The sequence below is a fragment of the Alicyclobacillus tolerans genome (assembly GCF_900142255.1).
In the GTDB taxonomy this organism is placed as follows: domain Bacteria; phylum Bacillota; class Bacilli; order Alicyclobacillales; family Alicyclobacillaceae; genus Alicyclobacillus_I; species Alicyclobacillus_I tolerans.
On the sequence record NZ_FRAF01000004.1, the window covers coordinates 21,062 to 38,819 of the forward strand.

19 protein-coding genes and 3 tRNA genes are annotated in these 17,758 nt (G+C 43.0%); 15 read left to right on the forward strand and 7 right to left on the reverse strand.

Annotation, left to right across the window (positions count from 1 at the left end; genetic code table 11):
• Positions 1–28 precede the first annotated feature (28 nt).
• The 4 genes from BUA75_RS03020 to BUA75_RS03035 all read left to right on the forward strand — a co-directional run bounded on the left by BUA75_RS03020 (position 29) and on the right by BUA75_RS03035 (position 2,831).
• Positions 29–676, forward strand: coding sequence for a TVP38/TMEM64 family protein (locus tag BUA75_RS03020; protein WP_072873115.1), 648 nt, complete (start codon positions 29–31; stop codon positions 674–676).
• A gap of 62 nt (positions 677–738) precedes the next feature.
• A complete protein-coding gene (locus BUA75_RS03025; protein WP_165611931.1) occupies positions 739–1,218 on the forward strand; it encodes a MarR family winged helix-turn-helix transcriptional regulator in 480 nt (159 codons plus the stop codon).
• A gap of 124 nt (positions 1,219–1,342) precedes the next feature.
• The gene (locus BUA75_RS03030; RefSeq protein ID WP_072873117.1) at positions 1,343–1,621 is read left to right on the forward strand and encodes a hypothetical protein; all 279 of its coding nucleotides are present in this window, start codon (positions 1,343–1,345) and stop codon (positions 1,619–1,621) included.
• 76 nt (positions 1,622–1,697) lie between these two features.
• Positions 1,698–2,831, forward strand: coding sequence for a glycosyltransferase (locus tag BUA75_RS03035; RefSeq protein WP_072873118.1), 1,134 nt, complete (start codon positions 1,698–1,700; stop codon positions 2,829–2,831).
• Positions 2,832–2,853: 22 nt separating this feature from the next.
• Here BUA75_RS03035 and BUA75_RS03040 read toward each other — a convergent pair whose 3' ends face one another.
• Together BUA75_RS03040 and BUA75_RS03045 are read right to left on the reverse strand one after the other, a co-directional pair.
• The gene (locus BUA75_RS03040; protein WP_072873119.1) at positions 2,854–3,846 is read right to left on the reverse strand and encodes an LCP family protein; all 993 of its coding nucleotides are present in this window, start codon (positions 3,844–3,846) and stop codon (positions 2,854–2,856) included.
• A gap of 197 nt (positions 3,847–4,043) precedes the next feature.
• Complete coding sequence (locus BUA75_RS03045) at positions 4,044–4,250, reverse strand: hypothetical protein (protein ID WP_072873120.1); 207 nt, start codon at positions 4,248–4,250, stop codon at positions 4,044–4,046.
• A 145-nt stretch (positions 4,251–4,395) separates the two neighbouring features.
• Between BUA75_RS03045 and BUA75_RS03050 the strand changes: the two genes are divergently transcribed.
• The gene (locus tag BUA75_RS03050; protein ID WP_072873121.1) at positions 4,396–4,620 is read left to right on the forward strand and encodes a hypothetical protein; all 225 of its coding nucleotides are present in this window, start codon (positions 4,396–4,398) and stop codon (positions 4,618–4,620) included.
• A gap of 24 nt (positions 4,621–4,644) precedes the next feature.
• Here BUA75_RS03050 and BUA75_RS03055 read toward each other — a convergent pair whose 3' ends face one another.
• Both BUA75_RS03055 and BUA75_RS03060 read right to left on the reverse strand, forming a co-directional pair.
• Entirely contained in the window at positions 4,645–5,556 is a 912-nt protein-coding gene (locus BUA75_RS03055; protein WP_072873122.1) for an ABC transporter substrate-binding protein, read from the reverse strand.
• A 119-nt stretch (positions 5,557–5,675) separates the two neighbouring features.
• Positions 5,676–6,164, reverse strand: coding sequence for an inorganic diphosphatase (locus tag BUA75_RS03060; RefSeq protein ID WP_072873123.1), 489 nt, complete (start codon positions 6,162–6,164; stop codon positions 5,676–5,678).
• Between the two features lie 426 nt (positions 6,165–6,590).
• Here BUA75_RS03060 and BUA75_RS03065 point away from each other — a divergent pair, with 426 nt between their 5' ends.
• The gene (locus tag BUA75_RS03065) at positions 6,591–6,992 is read left to right on the forward strand and encodes a DUF5684 domain-containing protein (protein WP_238413436.1); all 402 of its coding nucleotides are present in this window, start codon (positions 6,591–6,593) and stop codon (positions 6,990–6,992) included.
• A 151-nt stretch (positions 6,993–7,143) separates the two neighbouring features.
• Here BUA75_RS03065 and BUA75_RS03070 read toward each other — a convergent pair whose 3' ends face one another.
• The gene (locus BUA75_RS03070) at positions 7,144–7,506 is read right to left on the reverse strand and encodes a hypothetical protein (protein WP_072873125.1); all 363 of its coding nucleotides are present in this window, start codon (positions 7,504–7,506) and stop codon (positions 7,144–7,146) included.
• Positions 7,507–7,577: 71 nt separating this feature from the next.
• Here BUA75_RS03070 and cax point away from each other — a divergent pair, with 71 nt between their 5' ends.
• Both cax and BUA75_RS03080 read left to right on the forward strand, forming a co-directional pair.
• On the forward strand, positions 7,578–8,663 hold the full coding sequence (gene cax / locus BUA75_RS03075; protein ID WP_072873126.1) for a calcium/proton exchanger: 1,086 nt from the start codon (positions 7,578–7,580) through the stop codon (positions 8,661–8,663).
• A 79-nt stretch (positions 8,664–8,742) separates the two neighbouring features.
• Entirely contained in the window at positions 8,743–9,429 is a 687-nt protein-coding gene (locus BUA75_RS03080; RefSeq protein WP_072873127.1) for a DUF502 domain-containing protein, read from the forward strand.
• Here the strand turns inward: BUA75_RS03080 and ilvA are convergent.
• Complete coding sequence (gene ilvA / locus BUA75_RS03085; RefSeq protein ID WP_072873128.1) at positions 9,426–10,658, reverse strand: threonine ammonia-lyase; 1,233 nt, start codon at positions 10,656–10,658, stop codon at positions 9,426–9,428. The two genes, BUA75_RS03080 and ilvA, sit on opposite strands and share 4 nt — an antisense overlap.
• A 78-nt stretch (positions 10,659–10,736) precedes the next feature.
• Here ilvA and hisC point away from each other — a divergent pair, with 78 nt between their 5' ends.
• The gene (gene hisC / locus BUA75_RS03090; RefSeq protein WP_242650237.1) at positions 10,737–11,864 is read left to right on the forward strand and encodes a histidinol-phosphate transaminase; all 1,128 of its coding nucleotides are present in this window, start codon (positions 10,737–10,739) and stop codon (positions 11,862–11,864) included.
• Between the two features lie 8 nt (positions 11,865–11,872).
• Here the strand turns inward: hisC and BUA75_RS03095 are convergent, their stop codons facing one another.
• On the reverse strand, positions 11,873–12,202 hold the full coding sequence (locus BUA75_RS03095; protein WP_072873130.1) for a hypothetical protein: 330 nt from the start codon (positions 12,200–12,202) through the stop codon (positions 11,873–11,875).
• 88 nt (positions 12,203–12,290) lie between these two features.
• Between BUA75_RS03095 and gltX the strand changes: the two genes are divergently transcribed.
• The 6 genes from gltX to uvrC all read left to right on the forward strand — a co-directional run bounded on the left by gltX (position 12,291) and on the right by uvrC (position 17,627).
• Positions 12,291–13,787, forward strand: coding sequence for a glutamate--tRNA ligase (gene gltX / locus BUA75_RS03100; RefSeq protein ID WP_072873131.1), 1,497 nt, complete (start codon positions 12,291–12,293; stop codon positions 13,785–13,787).
• 83 nt (positions 13,788–13,870) lie between these two features.
• Positions 13,871–13,944, forward strand: a tRNA-Gln gene (locus tag BUA75_RS03105).
• 1 nt (position 13,945) lies between these two features.
• Positions 13,946–14,021: transfer RNA gene (locus tag BUA75_RS03110), tRNA-Glu, on the forward strand.
• A gap of 5 nt (positions 14,022–14,026) precedes the next feature.
• Positions 14,027–14,102 (forward strand) — tRNA-Lys (locus tag BUA75_RS03115).
• 88 nt (positions 14,103–14,190) lie between these two features.
• Complete coding sequence (locus BUA75_RS03120; RefSeq protein ID WP_072873132.1) at positions 14,191–15,813, forward strand: hypothetical protein; 1,623 nt, start codon at positions 14,191–14,193, stop codon at positions 15,811–15,813.
• On the forward strand, positions 15,810–17,627 hold the full coding sequence (uvrC, locus tag BUA75_RS03125; RefSeq protein WP_072873133.1) for an excinuclease ABC subunit UvrC: 1,818 nt from the start codon (positions 15,810–15,812) through the stop codon (positions 17,625–17,627). The genes BUA75_RS03120 and uvrC overlap by 4 nt, the downstream gene beginning before the upstream one ends.
• Positions 17,628–17,758: the final 131 nt, after the last annotated feature.

Consider the following 17,758-nt stretch of genomic DNA (forward strand, 5'->3'; position numbering starts at 1 on the left):
CTTAAAGAAGAATTGGCGGCGAAGCCGAATGTCAACTATAGGTAAGGCTTTATCGTGGAAGAGTCTGGCCATTTTTTTGGTTGGAGTCGCTATTTTTGTTGCAGCTTTGTATGCTGATCGTCATCATCAACTGTCCAATATACTCAAATCCTGGGGATGGCTGGGGATTGGTGCGGCTATCTTGCTGATGGTCTTTTTTTGCATGACACCCATTCCATCAGAAGGTCTTTTGGTCATGTATTTAAAGGTTTATGGTATAGGATGGGGTATTTTCTATGCATGGCTGGGTTCAACTTTAAGTGCTCTTTTGATTTACATTTTGGCACGTACGCTAGGAGTGCCGGTCATTCGACGCTTTGTATCGGAGGAAAAGTGGCAGCAGGTGAATGGATGGGTCGAGCGAAAAGGTGGATTAGGCTTACTTTTTGCTAGATTACTGCCGATTCCTGCATTTGTTGTAAATTACGCCGCTGGTATGATGTCATCTGTTAGTCTTTGGACTTATGTGTGGACTGCAGCGATTTCTATTGTTCCGTATTATATAGGGGTATCCTTAGTGTATGCAGGAATTATGGGGAATAATTTGTATCTCTTGGTGGGTATCATTCCCATTCTTATTGTAGGGGCCGGGGGCTACTGGCTTCATCAGCAAACTAAAAAGCGCACCTACTCTTGACTTGCTGGTCAGGCATTAGAGGACTAAACTGGTGGTAATGATGACTCACGAGGTGAAATATGATGCACAGCGCCATTTCAGAAGAACAAGTGCGCACTTTTGAAGAAGTTTTGACCAAACTGTCGCGGGTATTACAGGCTCATTCACCCATTAAGCGTTTTGGGTTAACACCCACTCAAGCCTATTTGTTACGTCACTTATATCAGGAAGGTAAAACAAAAGCGTCTGATTTAGCCCGAGTGGCTGATCTGAGTCCTGGAGCAGTGACGCAAGTGTGTGATGAATTAGTTAAGATGCAAATGGTTGAACGAAAACGTTCTCAAGAAGATCGAAGGGTAGTCTTTCACGAAATTACAAACAAAGGATTTGAAATTTTAAGTGGATTGCAACAGGAGCGCTGTAATATTGCTCGACAATTGCTTACAGAATTAGGATCTGAAGATGCTGAACAATTTATTCGTTTGATGGGCAGAGTTGTAGAATTTATGGAAATGCAACCGATTGAACGCAAAACTCGCCAAACTACAGACATCTCTTCTTAATCTCTTTTCGTCTCACTTGTGACCGTAAGTTGCTGCACAACATAAGATAATGTAATTGTGCATGCTTTGACGGATGGCAAACGGCATGTTGCAGGACGTCTACAGTTATGAGGAGACGATAAGAATGCGTGAACATGATAATCCGTCCGTAAAGGAAGGGCATTTTTCAACGGAAATTGCAGTCAGTCTGCCTTATTGTTTAGGAGGAAAAGTTTACATTTTGCCATGGAATTTGCGTCAACAAATCAGTAAATCGAGATCGTCAAATACATTTGTCTATTGGATGACTTCCAGCTATCCTGCTTTACATCCCTATTATCCTTGGCCCTTTTTATCTTCTAATTCACCTTGCGATTTACCTCCTCTTTCTGATTGGACACTTCACGGATATTGGCCTATGTAAGAAAAAAATTCTCCTCTCCAGCATCCTGACTATGGTATGATATATAAGATGAAGTATTGGAGAGGAACGGTGGCGGTTGGAACTTTCTTTGGTCATACCATCGTTTAATGAAAAAGATAACGTTCAAAATTTAGTGCAGCAGATTCATCAAGCACTTGCAGATACAAATATTGATTATGAAATTTTTTTTGTTGATGATAGTACGGATGAAACACCACAAAGATTGGAAAAAATGGCCGCTCTGGACCAACGCGTTCGCTATTACCATCGTGAGAATGGAAAGGGTCTTGGTACAGCTGTTGTCGAAGGCATTCACCAAACAGAATCGGAATGGATTATTGTTATGGATGCTGATTTACAGCATCCACCTGAACTTTTGCCCACTATGGTGGAGCGATTAAAAGCAGGTATTGATATTGTTATTCCTAGCCGTTTTGTTGAAGGCGGTTCAGATGGCGGTTTAGTCGGAGTGCGAAAGCTGATCTCTTTCGGAGCACGTTCTATTGGACGGTTATTACTCAAGCGCTTAAGGCCTATTTCTGATTGTACGAGTGGTTTTTTTGGATTTAAACGTACAGTTGTACAAGGGGTTAAATTACAACCACTTGGCTGGAAAATACTTATAGAAATTTTGATGAAAGCTAACTATCGTACAGTTCATGAGATACCCTATCAATTTAAAGCTAGAGACGCAGGAGAGTCAAAGATGAGTATCCGTGAACAGTGGAATTACCTGATTCATCTTTGGAAATTGATGTGGCAAAGTGAGGAAGATCGTCGTTTTCCACTTTTCGCAATGATTGGCTTCAGTGGTGTATGGGTCAATTTAGGACTGATGGCCGGATTTATTTATTTGCTTGGAATGAATCATGTTTTGGCCTCCGTTTTGGCATCTTTAATGGCTATGGTGAACAATTACATATGGAATGACGCTTTAACTTGGCGTGATGCTAAGCAAAAAGAACACAAGCCCGGTTGGATTCGGATGTTGCTGTTTATGGCGATATCTGCTGTAAGTGTCGCATTGACGACTTGGATCATGCGCGGTTTGGAAATGATAGGTATACAAGTGCTGGTCGGTCAAACCATTGGCATATTAATCTCCACTATATGGAGTTATCAGGCAAATCGCCATTTGACCTGGGGAGGGAAAAAGTTATCTCTTCCCAAACCTGACCGCAGAGTCATTGTCACGCGCGATCGCGGTTGAGCCTGACCAAGAAGCCATCCATTTAGTGATGCGGTGGTTTCCAATTATTTGTCTCAGAAGGATTTTGGATGGTCTGCGTGTTGCAAATTCCGTTAAGCAAAAATCTGTGAGCTTCAAATTTGGCTTGTTGCGGATTGACTACCCAATAACTCAAGTCTCCAGCATAAAGTGGATTAGGATTATGAAAGGAACCAGGAAGTGTTTCATGAATGATGGAATAGTTTTTGTACTGTTCCATGTGTCCAATCATTTTAATAACATCCCACATAGAGAGGTCGGTATCTACAGAGTTCCACATAATTTTGGATATTTCAGGAAGGTGTAATAAGTTTTTGGGTTGTAAAATTTGCTGATAAATGGCTTGTATAAATTCTTGTTGCCGTTCTGTTCTTCCGATATCCCCCAATTCATCGTGGCGAAAGCGCACAAAACCTAGGGCATCTTCTCCATCTACATGCTGTAAACCAGGATTGAGCCATATACGATGGTGTACCTTATCGCCTGTATCGTAGTGCATGGGTTTAGAAATATGCAGTGTGATTCCACCCAGCAAGTTAACAAGTTGAACAACACTGTCGAAATGAGCCACTACATAACCATCTATAGGTAAGCCTATTAGTTTTTCTACGACTTTCTCACTTAAAGTGGCACCGCCGATTTGCATGGATTCGTTAATCTTTCGGTATCGGCCATCTGGGAATGCCACTTGTGTATCGCGAGGAATGGAGAGTAGTGCAATTCGATGAGCTTCAGGATCGACACGCATGATCATAAGGACGTCACTGTTGCCATTTTTGTCACCTGGTCGAGCATCTGTGCCAAGAATCAGCAGTTGATAGGGCTCGTTCATCTGGAGACGCGATGTCTGCGATTGGGAATGTGCTGCATGAATCGTGTGTTTGGGGAATTTATGTAAACCCAATAAGGTTCCGGTGACCAATGCTCCGGCAAGAAAAAAAACGGAACTAATTTTTTTAACAGGTGTACGATGTTTTCTTGCGTGGCGTCCCGGCATCGAAAACTTTCATCCTCTCTATAGGCAATCCATCCGATTTTACTTTGCCCTCCAATTAGGAATTTCATGCGAAAATAGAGAGTAAATCAGGTTCCTTATCATTTGAATAAATTGATACAGTAGTGTAAGCATTGTAAAAAGCGGCGTATAGATTACGCCGCTTTTTTGAAAATTCTGTTCTACATTAAGTTTGACGATTAAGATGGGTGTGTGCCTGTCCACTCATGATGTAAAAGATTTCCACAAGATAAGCATACATAACGATATTGAGTTTTAACGGCCCGTGCACTTACAGGTAAATCCTCTCGAATAACCACACTAGAATCGAGTTCAACAATTTTTTCTTCTCGAAACAGAACGCTATCACATTTCGGACAGTGAATTGCATGAGCTTGACCTGCCAATTTAATTCTCTCCTTTGAGCATAGTTGCTTCTTAAAGTAGTATAGCGAATGCAAGAAAAATGACCAAACGTCATAGGAACAAGAAAGTTGTCCCGATAGAGTTTATCAATAGTGTATAATGAATAGAGCGAAATGGAGGGGTTTGATGAATTACGGTTTTCCTAATTGGATGTTTGCTGCTATTGCTATTGCAGCCTATGAAATTGCAGATTGGTTGCATTCCTCCCTCCATGTTCCCTATGCTTTAAAAATTTCTTACGCAATTATTTTAATTTGTCTCATGATTATAGGGATAAGAAAAGGGAAGTCTTGGGTGATAAAAAGACGGCGCCCTGAAAATCCAGATTCCGACGATTGGCAGTCTTACTGATAGATTTGAGTTGTTATAAAAACTTTAGATATTCAGAGTATCAAGAGCATCTTTTGAATCTGATAGTTCTAGAAACGGATAGCGAATAGGTCCGTATTGTTCTGCATCCTGTGAAGACAGGTTTTCTTGACTCGTGTGAAGCAGTCTAAACAATTGTTCAATGCCTTCCATTAAACGGGGGGAAGGGCGACAATATAGTCCTTCTGAGAGAATATAGATTCTTCTTGATGAAAAAGCTGGTATTTTTGGAACCCAAGATCTGGACAATAATTTTTTGGCCGGAACCTTGTGTTGAGGAATACCGGTCCAAATGGCTGCCATCACATCGGGAGCGGCTGCTACAACTTGTTCACCTGTCTCGTCTTTCATCTGTTGTCCAGGGATATCGTGAAAGCAATTTTTCACACCGATGATTTCACATACATCGCTAAGCCAATTATCTCTAGCAGGTGAGAATATTGGATGGGGCCACCATTCAAAATAGACGCTCAGTTTGTTTTTATTTACAGTGAACTTTTCTGCTTGCTCTCGAATGAGTTCTACTCTCCTCTTTAAATTGTCTTGTAACTGATGAGCACGCAAACGGATTTCCTTCATATCAAGAGCGTCAGCAATTTTAAGACCATCATTCCAGATATCCTCTAACCGATGTGAAGAAATTACGATATAGGGTAATCCAGTCTCTTGAAGTTGTTCAATCACCTTTTCCATTCCTGGTACAGAAAGCGATGCTACTACCAAATCAGGATTTAGTGAGATGACTTCTTCCATTCGGATATGCAGGTCAGGACCAAGACGTTTCGCAGGATGGTTTGATAGGTCAGGATAATCAGAATAATCATCTACACCAACCACTGCGTCTATCAGACCCAATGCATCAATCCACTCAGTATTGCTAGGACAAAGTGATACAATTCTTGGGAACTGTATAGTCATGCAATCTTCTCCTTTACAAACGTTTGCCTGAATAGCTGGATAAATGAATCAGACCTAAAGATATGAAAAAGGGCAGAAACTGTTCTGCCCAAAATTTGATGATTATTTTCATTCTTACTTTAATGTTTTGCGCGATTGATAGCGTCTTGAAGGATTTCTTGAGCTTCTTTAGTTCCTTTCCATCCTTCAATTTTTACTTCTTTATTTTCTAAATCTTTATATACTTGGAAGAAATGGGCTATCTCTTTGAGAATGTGCGGTGGAATGTCTTCTAGTGTCTGAATTTGTGCAAAGCGTGGATCTTTTTCTGCCACACCAATCAGCTTTTCATCTTGGCCTTTTTCATCTGACATAACCAGCACACCCACAACTCGGGTTTCAATGAGGCATCCAGGAAACGTCGGTACAGATGTTAAGACAAGCGCATCGAGCGGATCGCCATCCTTAGCCAGCGTATGAGGAATATGACCATATTCAGCTGGATAGTGCATGGGAGAGTAAAGAACACGGTCTAAGCGGAAAGCTCCTTCTTTTTCATCAAATTCGTACTTATTTTGACTGCCTTTCGGGATTTCCACAAAAACATCAACAGTAAATTGGCCAGACATGCAGGTACGCCCCTCTCAATCTAATGCACGATTCTAGGTTATTATACGGATAGAGATTAATTCACTGCAAGCATATAGGAATAATCGAAATAAATTATACAATGGGCAATGGATTCGTATTTCGCTTAAGGGTATTTTATTGAAATGCAGTGGCTCAAACGTTCTTTAGAATACCATATGGAGGGATTCATATATTGAAGTGGACTGACACGTTTGATACATTCGGTATAGGAGATGCTCCCGATCACGATAAGTGTAAAACGTAGAAAACAGACCACTTCAGTTTTGACAGTTTTGCTACCCCCGGTTGAAAAATCTGGTGATGGCAAATACAAATCATATGAAAACTCAGTATTTATGACATACAGATAAGTCATATAAATATCTAACATTAGATTTCAAATCGATTGTATGGGAGGTATGGGTTTGGGAGGCATTATTTTGTTTTATGGGTTTATTTCTATTACTTTTTATGTTTTGAATGCTCTTGCGTTTATGAACTTGGCAAAGTTGGCAGGACGGCGGGATATTGCTTGGATGGCATGGGTGCCTGTCGCCAATAGGGTTCAACAACTTTTATTGATTAGAAAAAATGGTGCGTGGGTTTTAATACTGCTCATTCCGATAGTGAACATCGTATTCCTGATTCTTTGGCAAGTAAAATTGTTACAGGCCTATGATAAAAGCGGCGCCTGGGTATGGATGTATATCTTTTTAACACCTGTTTATGAAATCATGTGGATTGTGTGGGGATTTTCAGATAAAACACGCTATGTACTCACTGCGCCATTCAATAATTCGACTGTGGGTGGAACTTTAAATATGTAAAGATCAATATTTTTACTGTAAGTCTGCCAGAATATCAAGAAAAACCGATAAAATATCGCCTACATTGCAAAACTAAGCCTTCGATGATATTCGAAGGCTTTCATGTCATAGATGAGTATATGGAACGAATTTTCAATCTGTAAAATTTTAATTAAGTGACTGGATTGGATAGCAAAGCTTCCATTTGTTCAGCAAAAGCAGGAGATAGCCAGGTGTAAAATTGCACAGATCGTTGTTCGACTACACGGTTTGGCAATATCACAAACATAGCGTTGGCTACAATTTTATAAAGTTTTCCATATTTTGAAGAATTCGTCCAACTCATCTTTAAATTTTTGGTCTCTTTCTCATCACATTCAGTCATGCCGAGGATATTTTGTAGTGCGATACGGTAGGTATGAGATTCACGTTGTTGTATAAACTCTTTGGTTGTCAATTGATATCTCATGTTGCCGCGTATTTCACTGCGTTTTAATTCTCCGCGCAGAGATTTGACAGAAGGAAAATGAATCATTGGGTACGCGCCTCCTGCAAGCTGTGAGAACTATTGTATCATATATTGCTTTATCTACGAGGTGAACCGCTTTGAAAACGCTCTTGCTCTTAGCTGCAACCCTTCTTTTGGTGGCGCTGAGCGTTTTGTGCCATATGACTGTTCCTTCGGCAGGCTTAAATTTTATGGCTGCTTGTTTAGCCATTATCCCTTTGGCAGGCTGGATGGGGAGGGCAACAGAAGAAATTGCAGTCAAAGTTGGTCCTAGACTAGGTGGTCTGCTTTCTGCTACTTTTGGCAATGCAGTAGAAATTATTATTGGTTGTTTTGCACTGTCACAGGGATTGACTACATTGGTGAAAGCTTCTATCACAGGTTCCATTTTAGGTAACTTGCTGTTTGTACTCGGGTTGAGTTTTTTAGTTGGGGGGTTAAAACATCCTGTTCAACGTTTCAATATTCGAGTAGCCCACAGCCAGACAGCCATGCTGATGCTCGGAATACCGATTATGTTTCTTTTGCCTGTGATTTTTAGTGTCAGTCGATATCACTCACTGCTCGTTATGACTGGAGCCGTATGCTCAGTATCGTTTTTGGTCTATATTTTAGGATTGGTGTTTTCACTCTATACCCATCGCCAATTGCTTGGGGACTTGGAGGAAGAAAGAAATGAGGATATAGAAGATCCGGGAAGAATCAAGAATTCGAACCTTCTTTTTGTCAATCTTCCTGTCTCTTTATTGATATTGCTGATTGTCACTGTCTTGGTTGGTGTAGAGAGTGACTTTCTTGTCCATTCTGTCGAGCATTTGGCAAGCCATGCTGGATGGAGCCAGATGTTTCTCGGCGTTATTGTGGTCGCTATTATTGGCAATGCCGCAGAACATGCTTCTGCGGTCTGGATGGCTTGGAAAAATCGTATGGATTTGTCACTCGAAATAGCTGTCGGCAGCAGCTTGCAAGTGGCTATGTTTGTTGCACCAGTATTATATTTTTTCTCAATCATTGTCGGACATCCTATGTTCTTTCAATTTTCTGTACCAGAATTGGTCAGTTTGACGGCTGCCATTCTTCTTGTAGCCATATTGATGGTGGATGGAGAGTCGAATTGGTTGGAGGGTGCCATGGCTGTAGGGGCTTATGCTGTTATGGCGATAGGTTTTTATATCCTACATTGAGGGTTTCGGCGTACAATAGAGTGTAAGTGTTGATTACCAAGTATAACAGGGTGAAGTTTCGCAAGAGAGGGGTCGCAGTATGTTGAAACGGCTGGCTCAATATTTTGGCGTCGGCCTGGTGACAGTTTTGCCAATCGCTTTTGTCATTTGGTTGGTCGTGTTTGTTTTTAATCAAGTGGACAGTTTGTTTGGCAATGCTGTGAACTGGATAGACGGAGTTTATGTTCCTGGAATTGGATTTTTAATCGTGATTGTGGGCATCACCTTGGTTGGGGCGATGGCAAGATTTTATGTATCCCGACAAGCCCTGGAGCTCATTGATAGACTCATGAGCAGGATTCCATTTATAAAATCCCTTTATACTATGAGTAAAGAAGTAGTTGATAATTTACTGGGCAAACGAAAAGGGTTTCAGCGAGTGGTCTTGGTGGAGTGGCCGCCCGAAATGGGTACGAAAGTAATCGGTTTTGTAACGGCCGAGTCTTTGCCAGTAGAGATTGATCCGGAAGGGAAAATGCTTTCTGTTTATGTACCGAATGCCTTCCAGTTTGCCGGGCCGACATTTCTGGTAGAACGTGACCAGGTGCAGGATTGCTCCCTTACGGTTGATCAGGCCCTGCAATTTGCTCTTTCGGCTGGATTAGGAAGAGCGGAGACTAAAAACGCACCTATCGAACCGCCGCCAAAGAAAAAGCGGCGAGCCGAAAAAGTGCGTACACAAAGCGAAGAATTTCAAGCTCAAGTGGAAATGGACACGACTTCCTAATCCACCAACGTTGGCTGGTATCCACGTGATGTCAATACGGCTGTCAGTCTTTCGATATGTCTCTTATCGCGCGTTTCCAAGTCAATTTCAATCTCAGTGTAGCCAAAGAGGATTTTGCTCCCCACTCGATGATGCTGGACGCTAAGTACATTGGCTCGTAAATCCGCTACAATGTCCAGCACATCGCGTAGTGAGCCGGGCTTGTCGGGTACGGTTACAGACAATCTGACATAGCGTCCAGCTTCAATGAGTCCGTGTTCAATAATTTTAGAAAGTATCGTTACATCCACATTGCCACCGGAAAGTACAACCACAACATTGCCGAGATTCTCAGGTATTTTATGGTATAGAGCAGCGGCCATAGCAGAGGCTGCAGCTCCTTCCGTTACCAATTTGCAACGTTCGAGCAGCATGACCATTGTTCGTGAAATTTCCTCTTCCTCGACAGTCAGGACATCGTCAATCCACTGTTGAGCCAGTGCGAATGTCAGATTTCCCGGACGTTTTACAGCAATGCCATCTGCGATGGTTGCTGAAGCCTGAACTGTAGTCACCTCACCAATATCCAGTGATTGTCGAAATGATGAGACGTTGGCTGATTGAATACCATAAACTTTCGTATTTGGCGATAGCGTTTTCACGGCGATCGCGATTCCTGTAGCCAGACCTCCTCCACCCATAGGAACCACAATCGCATCTACTTTGGGGAGCGATGAGAGAATTTCCAGACCTACCGTACCTTGACCAGCTACAATCATCGGATCGTCAAAAGCATGAATATAGCTTAGGCTTTGCTCTTGACAAAGTTCCAGTGCTTGTTGATAGGCGTCGTCATAAGATTCTCCGTACAGCACAACGTTGGCACCATAGCGTTGAGTAGCGGCAATTTTGGCAAGACTAGCATTCTCTGGCATTACAATTGTACAAGGAACGTGGAGACGTGATGCTGCAAAAGCCACACCTTGTGCGTGATTGCCAGCCGAGGCAGCAATCACACCGCGTTGCAATTGTTCAATGGGCATCGTAGCCAGGCGATTATATGCGCCTCGAATTTTGAAAGAACCTGTTTTTTGAAGGTTCTCCATTTTAATATAGATATTATTACGCGTAAATTCTGAAAAGGTAGCGCTGTAATCGAGAGGGGTAACTTGAGCGATGCCTTCAATGCGCTTGGCGGCGTCGCGAATATCCTCCAAGGTAGGTATTTGAAATTTGGACGAATGAACCATAAAAATTCTCTCCTCGAAATAAGCTGTGATACAATGCGTTTATTCTAGCAGATAATGACCTGACTCTGGTGAATTTGTGTGGAGAAAGTGTGGGGAAACGTCATGTTTGTCAAACAGCGAGTAAGACCTGTTCTTCACTCGATTGATCCGTATCAAGCTGGACTGACGGATGATGAGATTGTTCAGCGCTTTGGTGGAAAGGCTGTCTTAAAGCTGAATGCTAATGAAAATCCTCTCGGCCCATCCCCAAAAGCATTGCAAGCAATAGCTGACGAATTGGGTCAACTGCATCATTATCCAGACGGTAGCAGCAGTTATCTACGTGATGCGATTGCCCAATATCATGGCTGTGAGAAGGACGCTGTGCTTGTTGGAAATGGATCGGACGAAATCATTCGCCTGTTGTCGGAAACGTTTCTCTCGCCCGATGATGAGGTTATTGTCACTTTTCCTTCATTCTCACAATATCGAGCAGGCGCACTGTTAATGGGGGCGAAAGTGGTCACTGTACCCCTTGAGGCAGAGAGTTTTCGCTTTGACCCGGAACGTCTCTTAGAAGCAGTCAATCCACGCACAAAACTGCTGTATGTATGTTCTCCAAATAATCCGAGTGGAACCGTACTTGAGAAGAATCAGCTGGAAGAGTTAGTCAAGCGTTTGCCCCCGCAAGTCATTGTCATATGGGATGCTGCTTACGACGAATATTCCATGTCACCCCATCGAGCGGTTTGGTCTCAGGATTTGCTCGAGACAGGAAGATGGATTGTCCTTCACACGTTCTCCAAACTATATGGTTTAGCTGGATTGCGAGTTGGTTATGCGCTGGGTAGCCCAGATATTTGGCAATACGCTCATCGCATTCGTGAACCTTTTAATGTCAATCGTTTAGCTCAGAGAGCTGCCGCTGCTGCGCTCTATGATGAGGAACATCGTCAAAAGTCATTGCAACTGGTGCGGAAAGGAAAACAGCAATACGAAAGACTCGGACAAGCGGGTTATACATTGGTTCCATCAGACGCCAATTTTATACTTGTACGCGTGGGAAATGGTCGGCAAGTTGCTGAGAAGCTGATGTCAGAGGGTGTTTTGGTACGTTTTGGCTTTGGACTCAGTGAGTACATCCGCATCTCCATCGGTCTTGCAAACGAGAACGAGCAGTGTGTGGAAGCTCTGCTGCGTCTCGCTTTGCAAGGGGAATCAGGGTAAGCTGAGAATTAGTTTTGTCCTTCTATCGAGCCTTCTGAACTATCGAAGGGAGGTTCTGTTTCGGCAACAGTTCGGTCTGAAGAGACAGGATTACTGTCTCGAAAACGACCCGAGTATGCTTGGCCGGGCTTCCACTCAGACACTTTACCGAGTTTGATCTCGTTGGTTGTCGCTCCGTAAGGTCCTTCCGGAAATTCTTCTAAAGCGAGATCGAGACGTTGATGTTCTACCATCCCAAGTTCCCGACTTGCTGGCTCTTCAAGATTTGATACCGGATGATAACTGCCTGAATTTTTACTTTGCACAGGTTGGTTATTTGGCCGCTGTTCTTTTTCCATGACGTATCTCACCTCGTTGTTTTGTCGATAGTTTGAACGAGGAGACTGACTTACATACATTTTTTCAACCAAAGTGAGGAAATCAACCATGACAACAGAAATCAGAACTGCCGATAAAACTTCTATACGTGTCCGGTTTGCCCCCAGTCCTACGGGAACGTTGCATATAGGTGGGGCTCGAACGGCTTACTTTAATTGGTTGTTTGCCCGGCAGAATCAAGGGAAAGTGATACTGCGTATTGACGATACGGATATTTCGAGATCCTCCGAGGCGTCTTATCGTCAAATTCTTGATTCTTTTGCCTGGCTGGGATTGGATTTTGACGAAAGTCCTGAAGTGGGTGGCGCTTACGGGCCTTATCGGCAATCGCAGAGAACGGAAATTTATCAAGCATATTTGCGAAAATTACAAGAAGAGGGCTTGACGTATCCTTGTTTCTGTACTCCTGAAGAGCTTCAAAAAGAGCGTGAGACTGCCCAAAAGGAGGGACGAGCACCGCGTTACAGTGGGCGTTGCCGACATCTGGCGCCCGAGGAGGCCGCACGTCGCATTGAAGCAGGAGAACGTGCTGTTTTTCGCTTGAAGACGGATGTACATGGCGAAACTACAGTCCACGATTTGATTCGTGGTGATGTGACTTTTCAGAACGAAGAAATTGATGATTTTATCATTTGGAAAGCGGATGGCACGCCTACCTATCATTTTGCTTCATGTGTTGATGATGTGGAAATGCGCATTACGCATATTATTCGCGCGGAAGAGCATCTGTCAAATACTCCACGCCATATTCAGCTTTTTCAGGCTTTTCATGCAGAAATTCCCGTATTTGCCCATGTTCCAATGATTCTTGCACCAGATCGAAGTAAGCTCAGCAAACGACATGGTGCAACGAGTGTGGAGGAGTACCGAGAAGCAGGTATTTTGCCAGAAGCACTTGTCAATTATTTATTGTTGCTCGGTTTTTCGCCAGGAGAAAATAGGGAGATTGTCTCACGTGAAGAGGCTATTGAATGTTTTCGTTTAGAACGAGTGGCGAAACATGCTGCTGTTTATGATGTCAAAAAACTGGAATGGCTCAATCAATATTATTTCCGAACGCGTTCAGTCGATCAGTTATTGTATGAAATGTGGCCAGGTTTGTTAGAAAAAGCATGGGTGTCAACTGAGGAATCACGGGAAAAACTGGCTTGGTTGCGCACATTGCTTCAGTTTTTGCAACAAAAATCACGTCAGGAAGCAGATGTGTGGAATATGTTGGAGTGTTACTTTCGCCCGCCTGTTTCTTATGATGACAAAGGAGTCAAAAAGCATTTCCAACATTCTGAAACAGCTCAACGTCTGCGTCAATTGGCAGACTTGCTGGCAACCTTGCCAGTTTTTGCAGCTTGGCCTCTCGAACAGCTTTATCGTCAAACTAGCGAGCAAATCGGATGCAAAGCAGCGGATTTGATCCATCCTACCCGCCTTGCTTTGACAGGTATTACTGTGGGGCCTGGATTGTTTGATGTTATGACTTTACTGGGGCGCAAGGAATGTCACAACCGTTTATTGGAAGCTGCGAATTTTATAGAAAAATCAAATTAGGTTATGACTCGTGTGGACTAACCTAGAATGAGCATTGACAAGCGCAGGAGGTGTCTGTATAATCTCCAATTGTCGATGCGAATTGCCGGATGGTGTAATGGTAGCACGACTGACTCTGGATCAGTTAGTCTAGGTTCGAGTCCTAGTCCGGCAGCCATGGCCCTATCGTCTAACGGTTCAGGACGCCGCCCTCTCACGGCGGTAATAGGGGTTCGAATCCCCTTAGGGTCACCATATGTGGGTCATTAGCTCAATTGGTAGAGCATCCGACTCTTAATCGGCAGGTTGAAGGTTCGAGTCCTTCATGACCCACCATATCATTTATGCATCCTGATAAAATCCCTGACTTGTCAGGGATTTTATTGTTTATATGCGATGTCCGTTGTATTGTAGGAAAGCAGAGGTGAGAGCGGTGCTGACAGGGCGTACGACGATATCATGGCGAGAATGGGCAGCAGAACAGTTGCTCGAAATTTATTTTCAAGTTATCGTGCAATCAGTTTCATCTCAGGTAACTGACAAAACTGAACAGAAAGAACGTACTCAAGAAATTTTCTGTTTTCTCGTGACCCATTTGCCAAGTCGCCAGGAATTTGAAAGTTCTCTATTATCTCGTCCGAGTACAGCCAGGCGCTTAAGCCGACAAATTGCGAAACGAATTGGAGTACAAATACCTAGCCAATTGTTTTTGTCTCCAAATCATACAATCAATGAAGAGGTTGAAACCGGTTTTGCCCTATCACCTTCATTGGATTGTAAAGAAGAAGCTTTTTGGACTCAGACCTTGCAAAAAATGCGAGCCATGATAGTGGCTCAACATGCTTTAAAACGTCAGCGAGGTTCAGTATGGACATTATGGTCACTCGTGGCTGTCATCTTGCTTTCTTGCGGTTTACTTGCCTATGGCTTGTCCGGATCGAGCATAGAAAATATAAAAAACTATGGATTTCCTACGCCCCATGAACATCAACCACTGGATTGGACTACTTATCAAGCGAGTCCACTTGAAACCATTGGCGTGTATACGTTACCGGATGGTATGAATTCAACTGTTTTAAATCAGGCGCTCGTTGTTCAAAACAAGTTTGTGGTTCCTGTTTTGCAGACACCTGTTGACAATTGGCCTCGACTCAATATTTCAATGTATGAATTGGCTAAAACGGGAGAGGTACTTTCCAACTCTAATCGACAAAGCCAGTTCAATATCGATCTTTTGCCGCCAGATTCTAAGCAAACGGTTTCTAAATCAATTGGTATAGATTGGAAAATTCACAGTTGGAAACTATTTTCAACCGGCTACTGGCTTGTGGCGATTGTCAATTGGAGTCATTCAATCACGCATTCCCAAGTCACACAGGTTTATCTGGCCAATATCGAGAGCCAACAATCAAGTTTGGTGAAGTCTTATCCTATGGATATTCAGCACCCTCTTCAATACGTATTTGCTGTAGGACATCATCAGTTGCTCATTCAGTCTGAGATGCAAGTGACAGGATCAGGGCAGGCTTCCTTATCTTTGCCGATTGAGTTGTATCAATTACAAGGAGAAAATCCACTCACTGCTTTGTCACAGAAAAAAATCTTGTCTGGATCGTTTGGCTGGATACAATCTCCTTTAATAGATGAAGATGGAATTTATTTCACGGGTACAGACCAAACCTTGCAAGCAGCTCATCCAAAAAAATCACAAAGTTGGGGTAAATTGAGTTACCAGGGGCAGTTGATACTTTTTTCTGCACCACAAGATGCGTTATCAGCCCATCAAATCTATTTATCAGAAGATACTCTTGGTAAAGCATGGTGGATAGGGACCTATTCTGCGTCAAAATCTGCTGATACAACATGGCAAGTAAAAATGGCTAGAGTTGAAAGTGTCCAGGCTGGCGAAGTACCGACAGTTTTTTCACTCAACGGTCAAGTAGAGATGTTTCAGGTTCATGGCAGAGATTTAATATGGTTGCAAAGCATTCATCACGAGACAGCCTGTGTGGTGGCTGAACTGCGTGGTCTGGAGGTGAAATCGTGAGTCAGTTGATACAGGACAAACTGCAGTTGCTCCCAGATAAACCCGGCGTCTATCTTATGAAAGATGTGCGTGGTCAGGTGATTTACGTCGGCAAGGCAAAAGTTTTGAAGAATCGCGTACGTTCATATTTCACTGGAACTCATGACGCAAAAACGCAGTTATTGGTGAGTAACATTGTCGATTTTGAATATATTGTCACAGACACGGTTGTAGAGGCTCTGGTACTAGAATGTAATCTCATTAAACAGTACAACCCTCCTTATAACATCATGCTTCGTGACGACAAGACCTATCCGTATATCAAACTGACGAATGAACCTCATCCGAAATTAGAGATTGTACGGCGTGTCCATCATGACAAAGCAAAATATTTCGGTCCATACCCTAACGCGACAGCAGCGCAAACAACCAAAAAATTGCTCGATAGGCTCTATCCGCTGCGCAAATGCAAAACGTTAAAAAAGAAAGTCTGCCTTTACTATCATATTGGCCAATGTTTAGCACCTTGCGAATTGCCAGTCGAACCATCCCAGTATCAAACGATTGGTAAGGAAATTACTAGTTTTCTATCTGGTGGTCACAAAGAAGTACAAGCTGATTTGCAAAAAAAAATGGAAGAAGCTGCTGAACAACTTCGTTTTGAACGAGCCAGGGAATTGCGTGATTTGATTCAAAGCATAGATAAAGTGATGGAAGAACAGAAAGTCACTGTAACGGATAGGGTCGATCGCGATGTTTTTGCTTTCGCTGCAGATCGTGGACTACTTTGTGTGCAAGTTTTCTACGTGCGTTCAGGAAAGCTCATTGAGCGATCTGTTTCTATCGTACGCCACTATAACCAGCCGGAAGAAGATTTCATGTCTTTTGTGGAACAATTCTATTTCCATGGCGCCAAACCACCTCAGGAGATTTTGCTTCCGGACGGTGTCCCTGATCAGACACTTGCTGAATGGTTGCATGCTAAATGTTTGCAGCCCAAACGAGGCCTGAAACGTCAACTTGTGGATCTGGCTCGGAAAAATGCGGAAATTGCATTGACTGAGAAGCTGCGCTTGATGGAACGTGATATGGACAGAACGCTGGGCGCAGTACAAGAATTGGGAGAGGTATTGGCGATTCCAACGCCAATGCGGATTGAGGCTTTTGATAATTCTAATATTCAAGGAACAGATCCTGTTGCAGCGATGGTTGTCTTTATCGACGGTAAACCCGTTCGTCAGGAGTATCGCAAATATAAAATTCGCACGGTTCAAGGTCCTGATGACTATGAATCTATGCGTGAAGTTGTGCGCAGACGCTATCAACGCGTTTTGCGAGAACAGCTTCCCCTGCCTGATTTAATTGTGATCGACGGAGGCAAGGGGCATTTACGGGCAGTGCTTGATGTGCTGGAGAATGAACTCGATTTAGAATTGCCTGTATGTGGGCTGGCGAAAAATGATCGGCATAAAACCAGTCAGCTGTTTTTTCGTGATGAAGATTATCCAGTTGAATTAGATCGGCATTCACAGGCCTTCTATTTACTTGAGCGCATTCAGGAAGAGGTACATCGCTATGCCATTTCCTTTCATCGCCAAGTACGCAGCAAAACAGGCTTGTTGTCCGTGTTGGATAGCATTCCTGGTATAGGGCCTGTGCGAAAAAAAGCATTGTTGAAACACTTCGGTTCTGTCAAAGCCATTCGGGAAGCAAGTTTAGTTGATTTTAGAGAAATAGGCATTGGAGATCATCTTGCAAGAGTAATTTTAAATCACTTACAGCAAAAGCCGCCAGAAAATGAACAAACTGTGAACACGAACGAATTGCAGAAATAAGTTCAGTTCCGGTGTTTCCTTGATCTCCTTTCATATCATCATTACAATTTACTTGGCACAGGGCTGCGGCTTCAAACCATGATAGACAGATTGGTTGGGAAAAGCACATACGTTCAATCCTAACTACTTTC

Bases quoted from the DNA above. Each gene is read 5' to 3' on its own strand.
- ilvA (WP_072873128.1), bottom strand. From the start codon at position 10,658: ATGGTTCATTCGTCCAAATTTCAAATACCTACCTTGGAGGATATTCGC.
- BUA75_RS03050 (WP_072873121.1), top strand. From the start codon at position 4,396: ATGAATTACGGTTTTCCTAATTGGATGTTTGCTGCTATTGCTATTGCA.
- BUA75_RS03095 (WP_072873130.1), bottom strand. From the start codon at position 12,202: ATGGAAAAAGAACAGCGGCCAAATAACCAACCTGTGCAAAGTAAAAAT.
- BUA75_RS03070 (WP_072873125.1), bottom strand. From the start codon at position 7,506: ATGATTCATTTTCCTTCTGTCAAATCTCTGCGCGGAGAATTAAAACGC.
- BUA75_RS03040 (WP_072873119.1), bottom strand. From the start codon at position 3,846: ATGCCGGGACGCCACGCAAGAAAACATCGTACACCTGTTAAAAAAATT.
- BUA75_RS03025 (WP_165611931.1), top strand. From the start codon at position 739: ATGCACAGCGCCATTTCAGAAGAACAAGTGCGCACTTTTGAAGAAGTT.
- BUA75_RS03055 (WP_072873122.1), bottom strand. From the start codon at position 5,556: ATGACTATACAGTTCCCAAGAATTGTATCACTTTGTCCTAGCAATACT.
- BUA75_RS03060 (WP_072873123.1), bottom strand. From the start codon at position 6,164: ATGTCTGGCCAATTTACTGTTGATGTTTTTGTGGAAATCCCGAAAGGC.
- BUA75_RS03030 (WP_072873117.1), top strand. From the start codon at position 1,343: ATGCGTGAACATGATAATCCGTCCGTAAAGGAAGGGCATTTTTCAACG.
- BUA75_RS03080 (WP_072873127.1), top strand. From the start codon at position 8,743: ATGTTGAAACGGCTGGCTCAATATTTTGGCGTCGGCCTGGTGACAGTT.
- BUA75_RS03020 (WP_072873115.1), top strand. From the start codon at position 29: ATGTCAACTATAGGTAAGGCTTTATCGTGGAAGAGTCTGGCCATTTTT.
- gltX (WP_072873131.1), top strand. From the start codon at position 12,291: ATGACAACAGAAATCAGAACTGCCGATAAAACTTCTATACGTGTCCGG.